We start from the raw sequence: 12,226 nt of genomic DNA, 5'->3' as shown, positions 1-12,226 counted from the left end.
CGCAACCCTGTGCATAATCAGCAGCAAAGGGACGGAACCTATATGAACGCGCAAGAGATCATCGACCAGTTGAACCTGCAACGCCATCCCGAAGGTGGATGGTATGCCGAGACATGGCGCGCCGATAATGCAGGCCGCGCAACGGGCACTTGCATCTATTTCCTGTTGCAACAGGACGAGCGCAGCCATTGGCACCGGGTCGATGCCGACGAGATCTGGCTTTACCACGCAGGCGCGCCTCTGGTCCTGTCGATCAGTGCGACAGATCAAGGGCCTGCGACGGATCATGTGCTGACGCCGGACTTGTCTCAGGGACGCCCGCAAGTGGTTGTCCCGAAACATCACTGGCAAGCCGCACGCAGCACGGGCGCTTATACTTTGGTCAGTTGCACCGTGTCGCCGGGATTCGAGTTTCAGGGGTTTGAACTGGCGGCACCAGAGTTTGACATCCCGCGTGGCTGAACGACCGCTGCGCTCCGGACAAACCTGCCGTACATACAGGAGGGATCTTATGCCCAGCGCATTGTGCCAATTGTTGGATATCGAAAAACCGATCCTGTCGGCCCCGATGGGCGGCGCCGCCGGTCCTGACCTTGTGGCCTCGGTCTGCAATGCCGGTGGCTATGGCGTAATCCCATTATGGGGCAAGCCGGTGGATCAGGTGGTGGAGGGAATTGCCGCCGTCCGCGCGCTGACAGATCGGAACTTTGCAGTCAATCTGAACCTCTCGTTTCCCTATCAAGACCAGCTTGAGGCCTGCATCGACGCTAAGATCCACGCTGTATCCCTGTTCTGGGGGATGGAGCCGTCGGCCTTTGCGACAGCCAAAGCAGCCGGACTTGTGGTTCTGGCCAGCGTGGGCAGTGTCGCCGAAGCCAAGGCGGCTGAGGAGGCAGGCGCCGATGTGATCGTTGCCCAAGGCTGGGAGGCCGGTGGCCATGTCTGGGGGCAGGTTTCGACCCTTGCGCTGATCCCGGCAGTGGCCGATGCGGTCAAGCTACCAGTGGTCGCTGCCGGAGGGATCGCCGATGGTCGCGGGATGGCAGCCGCGCTTTTGCTGGGCGCTGAAGGCGTTTGGGTTGGTACGCGTTTTCTGGGCAGCACCGAGGCAACGATTCACGACACCTATCGCCAGAGCATCCTTGAGGCCTCTGAAACAGAGACGGAATGGTATTATGACCTTTATGACGTGGACTGGCCCGCCGCGCCGCATCGTGCGTTGAAGAACTCGACCTCGGAACATTGGCACACAACCGGGTCTGCAAGCCCGGGCAACCGTCCGGGTGAGCAACAGGTGATCGGACATCGCCCGGATGGCAGGCCGGTGGTGCGCTATCAAAGCTATACGCCTCTGCCAGGTACAGACGGAGATGTTGAGGCGATGTCGATGTGGTCCGGTCAGGGTGTCGCGCTTGTCCGGCAGATCATGCCTGCCGCTGAGATCGTTGAAGAGCTTTACCTGGATGCCAAGGACCATCTGCAAAACCGGCAAGCGATACTCTGAGCGCTAGATCTGGAACGGGGGAAATCCAAATGCTGAAGTTTGACGCGGAAACCACCAAAATTCTGGACATGGCCTATCAGGGCGCTGATGTGATCAAGCGCCGCCGGGCGTCTTTTGATGCGCTTGCGCCATGCCCGGGCGAGACCATCCTGGATATCGGCTGTGGCAACGGGCTGCTGACCGCAGAACTGGCCCGCGCGGTGGGGCCCGAGGGCAAGGTTCTGGGCGTCGATCAAAGCGCCGACATGTTGGCAGCGGCCAAGCAACGCTGCGCCGAGTTCCAGAATGTCGAGTTTCATGTCGGATTGGCCGACGCGTTGCCGCTGGCGGATGGCGTGGCCGACAAAGCCGTTTCCGTGCAGGTGTTCGAATATCTCGAGAACATGGAGCCCGCCCTGTCAGAGGCCTTGCGCTGCCTTAAGCCCAACGGCCGTCTGGTGATCAGCGATCTGCACTTCGACAGCCTTGTCTGGTTCAGCCAAAACGTCGAGCGTATGAACCGGATGCTGGCGTCTTGGGATGCCCATTTTGCGGCGGGTGACGTCCCTGCCCGACTGCCGGGATTGCTCAGAAAGCTGAGGCAAACGGTTGAGGGCGTCGAGACGGTTACGCTCACCGATCACGTGCTGAAACCGGATGGGCTGGCGGTGATGATGATGCATCTGATGCGACGCTTTGCGATCGACAATCAGCATATGCCCGTCGCCGAAGCGGACGCGTGGTTTGACGAGCAACACCAGTTGGCGCGGGAGGGTCGGTTCTTTTTCTCGATCACGCAATTTGTCACGATAGCGCGCAAATCTGGCTGATTTCAAAGCCGTGTGCGTTGCAATAGCGTGCCATAGCCCGGTACCGGATCAGCGATCCCCACCAATTGCAACGCCTGAAACACCATCGCCTGGTTCGAGGTGATGACAGGTTTGCCCACCGCCTGTTCCAGCCTGTCAATCACCTCGACACTGCGCATATCGGTACAGGACAGCACCAAGGCTTCGGCCTCGGGGCTGTCGGCGGCGCGACCCAGGTCAAACACCGCGTCCGGGCCCATCGCGCCCTGCCCGTAATTGTCGAGCGCCTCGCGCACTTCCGAGCGTGCCACGGTCTGAATGCCCGTCTGTTCCAGAAACCCGATGGCCATATCGTTAATTTGCGCCACATAGGGCGACGCAAACCCGATACGCTTCGCCCCCAGCGTCTGCACCGCATGCACCAAAGCCCCTGCCGCCGTCACGGTTGCCGCGCCGCTTTGGGCCTTGATCTGTTGGGCAAGGTTTCGATCGAACTCCGCCCCATGGGTCAGCGTGGCTGATGTGCAGCCATAAAGGATCACATCGGGGCGCACCCCTTGAAGCAGGTGCAGCGGTTCGTCCAGATCTGCCGCACCCAGCCCGTGCATCTGGTCGGCATCCGGGATTTCATCCTGATCATAGCCGCCCATGCGCGCAAAATGCAGAGACACGCCATCCGGGCGCAGCAGCAGCATGTCGGGTTCAAGATTGGTGTTGGTGAAGGGCACAAGAATGCCAAACCGGGCGCGCCCGCGCGATTGCGTCATGATCCCTGCTCCTGACTCAGATGTTCCAGAATAGCTGCGGCTTGATCAAGCTGCGCTTCAGCGGCGATGGTCGCACGCAGGCAGTGCCCCAGACCGACACCGCCTTGCGGACGAAGAAACACGCCTTCCTCGCGCAATGCGGCATCCGCGCGTTGCGCCGCGTCCTTGCTGGCAAACCGGATGAGCGTGAAATTGGTAAAGCTTTCAGGCACATCAAACCCGGACCTTTGCAACCGGGCGCGAAACCCGTCGCGCGCGCGTCTGGTCAAGGCGCAGGTTTCCATCATATAGCGCTGATCTCTTACAGCCGCAGCAGCACCAGCCTGACTTGCGGCAGGGATGTTGTTGGGATTCATGACTTTGCGCATCTGCGCGGCAATGGCAGGCGGGAACAGCCCCCAGCCCACGCGCATCGCCGCAAGCCCATAGGCTTTGGACAGGCTGCGCAGGATCACAGTGTCGCCGCGCGCAACAAGATCAAACATGGGCTCAGCCAGATGGTCTGCGAACTCGCCATAGGCCTCATCGATCACCAACAGCACCGACGCGGGGACCCCGTTGCGCAACCGGATCAAGTCGGATCGCGAAATATGCGTGCCCGTGGGATTGCCCGGGTTGGCCAGAAACAGCAGGCGTGTGTCGGGCCGGATGGCGTCGATCAGAGCATCCACGCAGACATGCCCGTCCCTCTCAGGCGCAGTGTCGAACCGCGCCCGCACCATCTGTGCAGCCGTCCGAAAAAACGGGTACGCATGGGCCGGAGCCAGAACCGCTGCCTGCGGACCGGCGAAACAGCGTGCCAGACAGGCAATCAGGTCCATCGACCCCGCCCCGCAAACGATGCCACCGGCCTCCAAACCATAGGTTTCAGCGAGCGCCACGCGCAGCTCGCCCCAATCGGGATCGGGGTAAAAGTGGCCTTGTCCAATAACCATTGCCACAGCCTTGATCGCCTCCGGGCTGGGCGGGCGCAGGCTTTCGTTTTGTGAAAGTGAAATCAGAGGCTTCCCCGCCGGTGCCTTGAGCTGCGCCAAGGTATAGGGTGACATATCGGCGATATGAGGCACGGGCTGGATCATGGTTCTACCCCATATGTCTTTTGCGCCGCCTCGGGGCTGATCAGATCCTCTTGCAGATCGCGCAGAACCTCGGCCCGATCGCGGATTTTGGGATCGCCAAACCCACCCCCGCCGGGCGTTTCAAAGACCAGAGTGTCTCCTGCGGGGATGCGAACCTCACCTTTGCCGGGCAAATCCTTGCCTTGCAGACGGATGCGCCCGGCGGCCCCGGGCTGGCCGCCAAAGCGGCCCTGCGCCGGGTTCTTTACGCGCTCGACCGACAGAAAAAGCATCAGTTCTTCTTGCTTGGCCGCGCGCAATTCGATCCGTTGCCCCAAGCCGCCGCGCCTCTGCCCCGGCCCGCCGCTGTCTGTCCGCAGCTCTCGCCGCGTGATCAATACAGGGGCAACCGCTTCGGTGGTTTCAACCTGACTGCCCCAGACGCCCGACGGAAACGCTGTGGCCGAAAGCCCGTCCAATCCGGGCCGCGCACCGGTTCCACCGCTGAACACCAGCTCTAACGCAAATTGCGTATCGCCGCGCGAGACAGCTTCGGGCGCGTGGCGCAAGGGCAGATCATACATGCAGGACGCGCCTTCGGCGGGCACCGCGCCCGGCAAAGCTTGGGACAGGCAGCCATACACCAGATCGGGTGTCATCTGCCCCAATGTATGACGCATGGCCACAGGCGCAGGCGGTTGCGCGTTCAAAATACAATCCTTTGGCCCAGAGACAACAAACGGCGCCAAAGATCCTGCGTTATTGGGAATATCCGGCCCGATGATGCAGCGCAGCGCAAAAACCGAATAGGCAGTTGCATAGTTCAGCGGCACGTTAATGCCCTTGTTCGACAGGCCCGATGTGCCGGTAAAGTCCAACGCGACCTGATCACCTGATATCGTCAACGCTGCGTGCAGGTCGATGGGCCGGTCGTATCCATCCACCACCAACTGGCTGCGCCAGGTGCCCTTTGGCAGTTCGGCAATGGCCGCCAAAGTGCCGCGATAGGAGGTGTCGATAATGAAATCGGCCAGCGTATCCAGGTGATCGATCCCAAATTCGGTCATCATATCCGCCAGACGGCGCGCGCCCGTTTCGCAGCAGGCGATCAGCGCATAGATGTCACCTTCATTGGCGATGGGTTCACGCGAATTGGCCTTAACGATCTCGATCAGCAACGTATTGAGCGTACCGCCCTCCACCAGCTTACACGGGGGGATCAGCAAACCTTCGTCATAGATATCCTGCCCTTCCGGCCCCATCCCCAGACCACCCAGATCCACCAGATGCGAGGTGCAGGCGGTGAAGCCTATGACGCGGGTTTTGTAAAACACCGGCATCATCAGCAAAAAGTCATTCAGATGCCCCGAAGCGATCCAGGGATCGTTGGTCAGGTAGATGTCGCCAGGATTCATCTCTTGCACCGAAAAGCGGTTGCGCAGCGCCTTAACTGCTTCTGCCATCGTGTTGATATGCCCCGGCGTTCCGGTGACGGCCTGCGCCAGCATTCGCCCCTGCACGTCAAAGATCCCGGCAGAAATATCCCCGCATTCGCGCACGATGGGGCTGAAGGCGGCGCGGATCAGCGCCTGACCCTGTTCTTCGACAACGGCCAAAAGACGGTTCCACATAACCTGAAGCGCTGTATTCGTCTGGGTCATTGCTCGTCCTTTCTGTCGCGGGTCAACCAGATGTTGCGGCCTCCATCGATCTGCGCCGTGAAATCTGTGCTGACAAAGGTGGTTGTCTGCGGCTCGACGATCAGAGCCGGACCTTCCAGCCAATCTCCGGGCCTCAGCGCGCTGCGGTCGTAAAGGTCGGCCTGACGCCATGAGCCACTGACCTCGCACAGAATGTGCCTGTGCCCGACAGGTAAGGCCCGCTGCGACGTCTCGGGCTTTACTTGCGGGCTCAACACCTCGGCTTTGGTAGACACATCCAGTGCCCAATTCAGGATCTCAATCTGCATCCCCGGCACCGCGCGGCTGAACTGACGGCTGTATTCCGCCTCAAACGCCTGACGCAAAGCGGAAATGTCATCCGACCGCAGCGCCCGATCCGGCAGAGGGATTTCGATCTCATGCCCCTGCCCGTGATAGCGCATAAAGGCCTGGCGTCGGCAAAGCAGGCGACCCTCCGGAGCCCCGGCGCGGACAACGGCTTGCGCCTCATCGATCATCGCGTCGAAGAATTGGTTCAAGTCGTCCAAATCCAAATGATCGAGCTTTGCATAGCGCGACCGGATGATCTGAAACGAGACCGGCGCCAGCAGGAACCCGACAGCCGAGCCCACGCCCGGATCATTGGGGATGACGATGCGATCGACCTGAGACCGGCGCGCCACGCGGGTTGCGTGCAGCGGCCCGTTGCCGCCAAAGGCGATCATGACGCGGCGGCCTAAATCCTTGCCGGACTCGACCGCATGCATACGCCCGGCGGCGGCCATGTTTTCATCCACTATGGTGCTGACCCCATGGGCTGCGTCAGCGGCAGACAGGCCCAAGGGCTTACCAACACCGAAAGTCAGCGCCTGTTCGGCGGCGTCTGTTTCGATGGTCAGGCGTCCTTCGGCAAAGCGATCAGGGTCGATCAAACCTTGCGCTATGTCGGCATCCGTCACCGTTGGCGCCGTACCGCCTTTGGCAAAAGCCGCAGGTCCGGGATCAGAGCCGGCGCTTTCGGGGCCAATCTGCAACCGCCCCAGCCGATCCACATGGGCGATGGATCCGCCACCCGCACCAATCTCGATCATTTCGATCACCGGAATGCGTACCGGCATGCCCGAACCTTTGATGAACCGCGCAGCCCGCGCGATCTCGAACTTGCGGGCGGTTTGGGGGCGAAACTCATCGATCAGGCACAGCTTGGCCGTGGTGCCGCCCATGTCAAAAGACAGAACCTCTGACGCCTCGATCTGGGCGGCAATGCGCGCGGCCAGAATGGCACCGCCCGCTGGGCCAGATTCCACCAACCGGATCGGCAACCGGGCGGCAGTTTCCATCGTCGTCATACCACCGCCAGCGGTCATCATTAGGATCGGGCAGCGCAATCCTTCTGCTTGAAATCGCGATTGGAAATCATGCAGATAACGCGCCATCTGCGGTTGGATATAGGCGTTTGCAACCGTTGTGCAGAGCCGGTCAAACTCACGCGCTTCGGGGCTGACCTCATGACTGAGCGAGATCACCATGTCTGGCAGAGCGGCGCGCAAGAGCTCTTTCAACTGCAATTCATGGTCGGGATTGGCGTAAGCATGCAGCAGGCAGATCGCAACGGCCTGCGCATCACAGGCCTGCAACGCCTGCACCAGCCGCCCCACATCCGCGTGGCCCAGCGGTTCAAGCTCCTGCCCCTGCGCATTCATCCGCCCGCCGATGGTGAAGGCCCGAGACCGTGGCACCAACAGGTTCGGCTTGACCAGATTGATGTCATATTGGCTGTACCGGCGCTCGTACCCGATCTCAAGGATATCGCGGAACCCAGCGGTCGTGATCGTAGCCACCCGCGCCCCGCGTCGTTCGATCAGCGCATTGGTGGCCAAAGTTGTCCCGTGAATGAACCCGGTGATCCCGGCCCAGTTTGCCCTGGCCTGCGTCATCACGCGACGCACGCCGTCCAATGCCCCCAGGCTTGGGTGGTCCGGTGTTGTTGGCGTTTTGGTGGCGCGGATTTTGCCGGTTCCGTCCACCAAAACCGTGTCGGTGAAGGTGCCGCCGATATCGACGGCCAGGCGCAATCCAGTCAGCTCGTGCATCATGTGAACTCGGTCAAGTGAAGATCGAAAAGCCACCGCACCCCAGCGGGCGCGGCCGGTCATCCCTGGAAGTATTCAGGTGACCAGGTCGCATCCGGTTGCCCGGCGTCCCAGATTTTCCGCAGATGCAAGCACGAGTCGCACACCATCTTTGATCATTGCGCTGGTAGGAATGCTGGCGAAGGAACAGGATTTCTGTCAATAGAAATCTCAACCTCACAAGATCAAAGATACCGTCACCTACTGCAAAACCTATTTTTTACAGGCAACTGACTGGCATAATTAAAGTCGGGCCACTGCTATACAAACGGTGTTCTCTTGACCCGGATCGCCACATATCTAACCTGCGGCCATGGATCACCGTGCGCTCATCGCTTCGCTTTCCGCCCAGACCAAAGCCGCGCTGCAACAACGCTCGAACGCTGCTGGGCTGAAACAGCTTGCGCTGCACTTTGCGCTGATCGCTGCATGTGCAGCCGCAATCGCCGCAAAAACTCCACTTTGGCCGCTTCTGATCCTGCCCCAGGGCGTTCTCTTGGTCTTTCTGTTCACGCTCAGCCATGAGTGTACGCACAAAACCCCGTTTCGCAGCGGCTGGTTGAACGAGGGCGTCGGCCATCTGGTCTCAATCCCCATCGCACTGCCTTTCACTTGGTTTCGGTACTACCACCTGGCCCATCACAGATGGACCAATGACCCCGAAAAAGACCCCGAACTTGGTGGCAAGCCCCGGCCCGACAACTGGCCAAGTTTTTTGATCTATCTGAGCGGTTGGCCCTACTGGAGCGGCATGGCAAAGACGTTGGTTTTGAACGCCTTAGGTCGGATCGACGCGCCCTACCTGCCGCCCCGCCAACACCGCGCCATGCGCATGGAGGCGCGCCTACTTTTGGTGCTTTACGCGGCAGCGGGCCTCAGCCTGTTTTTCTCGCCCCTGCTGTTCTGGATCTGGATCCTGCCGGTTCTGGTCGGGCAACCTGCGCTCAGGCTCTACTTGTTGGCTGAGCACGGCCTCTGCCCGCCTGTCGCCAATATGCTCGAGAACTCACGCACAACCTTTACCAACCGGATCATCCGGTTCCTGGCCTGGAACATGCCCTACCACGCCGAGCACCATGCCTTTCCAAACGTCCCTTTTCATCACCTTCCGGCCTTGCACCGACAGGCCGGACCGCATCTGAAATCTACCTCAGAGGGATACTCGGCGTTTACGGCAGAGTATCTTCGAACAATGGAACCGTGAAAAAGCCTGTAAAAGCCGGGCAACCACCTGAAACTGCTTGGCCGAGTGTAATTCGTTTCACTGAACCACACACTGAAACAGCCCTATGACCCCAAAGCATACACCCAATTGCATTTGAAGGACGTGAAAATGAAAACCGAAGAAGCTGAAAAAATCGTAAAAGGGCTCAGAAACAAAAAGGCAAAAACGAAGGCAATCAAAGATGAAATCGTCGGAACCAAGGCGACGAAATTGGACAAAAAGCTGACAGAGAGCCTGGGAGGCGTATTAGGCGCGGATTTGTCGGGGGTGCGGATTCACACGGGTGGCAATGCTGCTGATCTGTGTAAGTCTCTGAGCGCAAAAGCCTTTACAAATGGAAAAGACATCTATTTTGCAAAAAGTTCGGACGCCAAGAACAATAAGCTGATTGCGCATGAGCTGACCCATGTGGTTCAGCAGGCGAATGGTCGAATGCCGAAGCCGATGAAGGGAAAGGTACTGGTGTCCAAGTGATCGGCAGAGCTGTGGGTCAGGTTCATTCTTCGACGACCAGACAGCGCAGATCACGCTAGCCGAGTGCTGCTTACGACACCTCCGCCCACCAACGCGCTCACCCCCGTTGTTCCGGGGCATGAGGTTGGCAAGCCCCGCGCCACTCGGACCGCGAGATAGGCGAAGGCTTGGGCTTCGAGCATGTCTCCGTTCAGGCCCACGGTTTCGACCGGCTCGACCGGGCAGTCCAGTGAGACGCGCAGCATTTCCATCAGCACCGGGTTGTGACGTCCGCCGCCGGTGACCAACACGCGGGTTGGGGGTTTGGGGCAATGTGCCATGCCTTGTGCCACGCCCGCCGCACACATCGCGGTCAGAGTGGCCACCGCGTCAGCATCGGACAGTTCGCTCACCAACCCGACCATGCGGGCAAAGTCGTTTCGGTCCAGTGATTTGGGTGGCATGCGGGCAAAGAAGGGCTCAGCCAGAAACCGTTCGAGCGCACCAGTTTCCACCGCCCCACCTCGCGCGATTTTGCCGTCGCGATCCATGGGTTGCCCCAATCGGGCCTGCACCAGATCATCAATGGGCGCGTTTGCGGGGCCGGTATCAAAGGCCAGAAGCGCACCGAGGGCTTCGGGGCCGTCAAAGCTTGGGTCGATATAGGTCAGGTTCCCGACGCCGCCCAGATTGAGGAAACACAAAGGCCGGGTCGCGCCGATCCACTTGGCACAGGCAAAGTGAAAGAACGGCGCCAGCGGTGCGCCCTCGCCCCCCATCGCCACGTCGTCGCTGCGGAAATCCCAGACAATCGGCACACCCAGCGCCTGGGCCAGCCCGTCGCCATCGCCCACTTGCAACGTCCCGCGCCCGCGCGGCTCATGCGCCAGGGTCTGGCCGTGAAAGCCGATCAGATCGATCTGATCGAACTCGGACAAGGCCTCGGCATGGGCAAAGGTCACCAACTCGGCGGCGGCGTCCACATCGGGACCGTGCCATTGACCCAGAGCTTTACGCAATACGGCGCGTTCGGCGTCGGAATAGGGCCTGTAGCCTGTGTCGCCAAAACCATGGATCTGGTGCCCATCGGTTTGCAGGACAGCCGCATCCACACCATCCAAAGACGTTCCCGACATCGCCCCCAAGGCCGCGACCACACCTGTTTTGCTGATGACCCGGCTCACGCTGCCCTCGCTCTTGCTGCCCCGTTATCCGGGTGTCTTGCACAATGTTTCGCGTCAAGCGACATCCAAGGCAAGCAACATCGCATGCGCGCTGTGTTTTTCTTGCCGAAACTGCCTTTTCCTTGCACCGTCCGCCCCCTATACAGTGCCGCGCAACATATACCCAAAGGGCACGACATGACCTACCACCCCAAATCGGATTTCATCGCCACGATGATCGAGCGCGGCTTTCTGGCCGATTGCACCGATTATCAGGGCCTTGACGACGCGCTGATCTCGGGGGTGCAAACGGCTTATATCGGCTATGACGCCACGGCGCAGTCCCTGCATGTGGGGCACCTGATGAACATCATGGTGCTGCGCTGGTTGCAAAAGACCGGGCACAAGCCGATCACCCTGATGGGTGGCGGCACGACCAAGGTGGGTGATCCGTCGTTTCGCTCGGATGAACGCCCGTTGCTGGGCCCCGAACAGATCGACGCCAATATCGCGGGCATGAAGCAGGTGTTTTCGAAGTACCTGTCCTATGACGACAGCGATACCGGCGCGCTGATGCTGAACAACGCCGAATGGCTGGACAGTCTGAACTATCTCGACTTCCTGCGCGATATCGGGCGGCATTTCTCGGTCAACCGGATGTTATCGTTCGAGTCGGTGAAATCGCGGCTGGATCGGGAACAATCGCTGAGCTTTCTTGAGTTCAACTACATGATCCTGCAGGCCTATGACTTCCTGGAACTGAACCGCCGCTATGGCTGCGTGTTGCAGATGGGTGGCTCGGACCAGTGGGGCAATATCGTCAACGGGATCGACCTGACGCGCCGGGTGCTGGATCATGAGATCTATGGCCTGACCACCCCGCTGCTGACCACCAGCGATGGCCGCAAGATGGGCAAATCGCAGGGCGGTGCGGTCTGGCTGAATGGCGATATGCTAAGCCCCTACGAGTTTTGGCAGTTCTGGCGCAACACCACTGACGCGGATGTGGGCCGGTTCCTGAAGATCTTCACGGAACTGCCGGTCGACGAATGCGACCGGCTTGCCGCCCTGCAAGGGTCCGAGATCAACGAGGCCAAGATCCGTCTGGCCAATGAGGTGACAACGCTGCTGCACGGGGCTGAGGCCGCGTCCACCGCCGAGGCGACTGCACGTGAGGTGTTCGAAAAAGGCGGTGTCGGGGATGATCTGCCGACACTGACACTGACCGAAGCCGATACTCCGATCTCCATCGTGCAGCTGATCGTCAAATCGGGCCTCGCGAAATCGGGCAAAGAGGCCAAGCGCCTGATCGCCGAAAACGGAGCCAAGCTGGACGACGCACCGCTGACCGATGCCGGGCTGATGATCGATGCGGGCGCCCTGTCCTCTCCGATCAAACTGAGCGCAGGCAAGAAGCGGCACGCGCTGGTTCAGATGGGTTAAGGCTCCTTGCGGCTCGGGCGCATCACATCGCG

11 protein-coding genes are annotated in these 12,226 nt (G+C 60.2%); 6 read left to right on the top strand and 5 right to left on the bottom strand.

Annotated elements, in window-relative coordinates; genetic code table 11:
- Positions 1 to 42 precede the first annotated feature (42 nt).
- From GOV38_RS00950 to GOV38_RS00940, 3 genes are read left to right on the top strand one after another with little or no spacing between them, the layout of a single operon-like run.
- Positions 43 to 462: a cupin domain-containing protein gene (locus GOV38_RS00950; RefSeq protein ID WP_171207920.1), complete on the top strand. Its 420-nt coding sequence runs from the start codon at positions 43 to 45 to the stop codon at positions 460 to 462.
- Positions 463 to 511: 49 nt separating this feature from the next.
- Positions 512 to 1,504 carry a nitronate monooxygenase family protein gene (locus GOV38_RS00945; protein ID WP_171207295.1) on the top strand — a complete coding sequence of 331 codons (993 nt, stop codon included), beginning with the start codon at positions 512 to 514 and terminating at the stop codon, positions 1,502 to 1,504.
- A 29-nt stretch (positions 1,505 to 1,533) separates the two neighbouring features.
- On the top strand, positions 1,534 to 2,313 hold the full coding sequence (locus GOV38_RS00940; protein ID WP_171207294.1) for a methyltransferase domain-containing protein: 780 nt from the start codon (positions 1,534 to 1,536) through the stop codon (positions 2,311 to 2,313).
- Between the two features lie 2 nt (positions 2,314 to 2,315).
- Here the strand turns inward: GOV38_RS00940 and GOV38_RS00935 are convergent, their stop codons facing one another.
- The 4 genes from GOV38_RS00935 to GOV38_RS00920 are packed head-to-tail and all read right to left on the bottom strand — an operon-like array spanning position 2,316 to position 7,874.
- Entirely contained in the window at positions 2,316 to 3,059 is a 744-nt protein-coding gene (locus tag GOV38_RS00935) for an aspartate/glutamate racemase family protein (RefSeq protein ID WP_171207293.1), read from the bottom strand.
- Positions 3,056 to 4,138, bottom strand: coding sequence for a histidinol-phosphate transaminase (locus GOV38_RS00930; protein WP_171207292.1), 1,083 nt, complete (start codon positions 4,136 to 4,138; stop codon positions 3,056 to 3,058). The genes GOV38_RS00935 and GOV38_RS00930 overlap by 4 nt, the downstream gene beginning before the upstream one ends.
- The gene (locus GOV38_RS00925; RefSeq protein WP_171207291.1) at positions 4,135 to 5,778 is read right to left on the bottom strand and encodes a hydantoinase B/oxoprolinase family protein; all 1,644 of its coding nucleotides are present in this window, start codon (positions 5,776 to 5,778) and stop codon (positions 4,135 to 4,137) included. The genes GOV38_RS00930 and GOV38_RS00925 overlap by 4 nt, the downstream gene beginning before the upstream one ends.
- Entirely contained in the window at positions 5,775 to 7,874 is a 2,100-nt protein-coding gene (locus tag GOV38_RS00920) for a hydantoinase/oxoprolinase family protein (protein WP_254430422.1), read from the bottom strand. Before GOV38_RS00920 ends, GOV38_RS00925 begins: the two co-directional genes overlap by 4 nt.
- A gap of 349 nt (positions 7,875 to 8,223) precedes the next feature.
- Here GOV38_RS00920 and GOV38_RS00915 point away from each other — a divergent pair, with 349 nt between their 5' ends.
- Together GOV38_RS00915 and GOV38_RS00910 are read left to right on the top strand one after the other, a co-directional pair.
- A complete protein-coding gene (locus tag GOV38_RS00915) occupies positions 8,224 to 9,114 on the top strand; it encodes a fatty acid desaturase (RefSeq protein ID WP_171207290.1) in 891 nt (296 codons plus the stop codon).
- A gap of 129 nt (positions 9,115 to 9,243) precedes the next feature.
- Positions 9,244 to 9,609 carry a DUF4157 domain-containing protein gene (locus GOV38_RS00910; protein WP_171207289.1) on the top strand — a complete coding sequence of 122 codons (366 nt, stop codon included), beginning with the start codon at positions 9,244 to 9,246 and terminating at the stop codon, positions 9,607 to 9,609.
- A 50-nt stretch (positions 9,610 to 9,659) separates the two neighbouring features.
- Here GOV38_RS00910 and GOV38_RS00905 read toward each other — a convergent pair whose 3' ends face one another.
- On the bottom strand, positions 9,660 to 10,772 hold the full coding sequence (locus GOV38_RS00905) for an anhydro-N-acetylmuramic acid kinase (RefSeq protein ID WP_171207288.1): 1,113 nt from the start codon (positions 10,770 to 10,772) through the stop codon (positions 9,660 to 9,662).
- A 177-nt stretch (positions 10,773 to 10,949) separates the two neighbouring features.
- On the opposite strand from GOV38_RS00905, the gene tyrS reads away from it, so the two are divergent.
- Entirely contained in the window at positions 10,950 to 12,194 is a 1,245-nt protein-coding gene (gene tyrS / locus GOV38_RS00900; RefSeq protein WP_171207287.1) for a tyrosine--tRNA ligase, read from the top strand.
- The last annotated feature ends 32 nt before the right edge of the window (positions 12,195 to 12,226 follow it).

The organism is Ruegeria sp. HKCCA5839 (genome assembly GCF_013035585.1).
Taxonomy (GTDB): Bacteria; Pseudomonadota; Alphaproteobacteria; order Rhodobacterales; family Rhodobacteraceae; genus Ruegeria.
Note: the sequence above shows the minus strand (reverse complement) of the source record. Positions and strands in the feature narration are given on the sequence as shown.

Bases quoted from the DNA above. Each gene is read 5' to 3' on its own strand.
- GOV38_RS00950 (WP_171207920.1), top strand. From the start codon at position 43: ATGAACGCGCAAGAGATCATCGACCAGTTGAACCTGCAACGCCATCCC.
- GOV38_RS00945 (WP_171207295.1), top strand. From the start codon at position 512: ATGCCCAGCGCATTGTGCCAATTGTTGGATATCGAAAAACCGATCCTG.
- GOV38_RS00940 (WP_171207294.1), top strand. From the start codon at position 1,534: ATGCTGAAGTTTGACGCGGAAACCACCAAAATTCTGGACATGGCCTAT.
- GOV38_RS00935 (WP_171207293.1), bottom strand. From the start codon at position 3,059: ATGACGCAATCGCGCGGGCGCGCCCGGTTTGGCATTCTTGTGCCCTTC.
- GOV38_RS00930 (WP_171207292.1), bottom strand. From the start codon at position 4,138: ATGATCCAGCCCGTGCCTCATATCGCCGATATGTCACCCTATACCTTG.
- GOV38_RS00925 (WP_171207291.1), bottom strand. From the start codon at position 5,778: ATGACCCAGACGAATACAGCGCTTCAGGTTATGTGGAACCGTCTTTTG.
- GOV38_RS00920 (WP_254430422.1), bottom strand. From the start codon at position 7,874: ATGATGCACGAGCTGACTGGATTGCGCCTGGCCGTCGATATCGGCGGC.
- GOV38_RS00915 (WP_171207290.1), top strand. From the start codon at position 8,224: ATGGATCACCGTGCGCTCATCGCTTCGCTTTCCGCCCAGACCAAAGCC.
- GOV38_RS00910 (WP_171207289.1), top strand. From the start codon at position 9,244: ATGAAAACCGAAGAAGCTGAAAAAATCGTAAAAGGGCTCAGAAACAAA.
- tyrS (WP_171207287.1), top strand. From the start codon at position 10,950: ATGACCTACCACCCCAAATCGGATTTCATCGCCACGATGATCGAGCGC.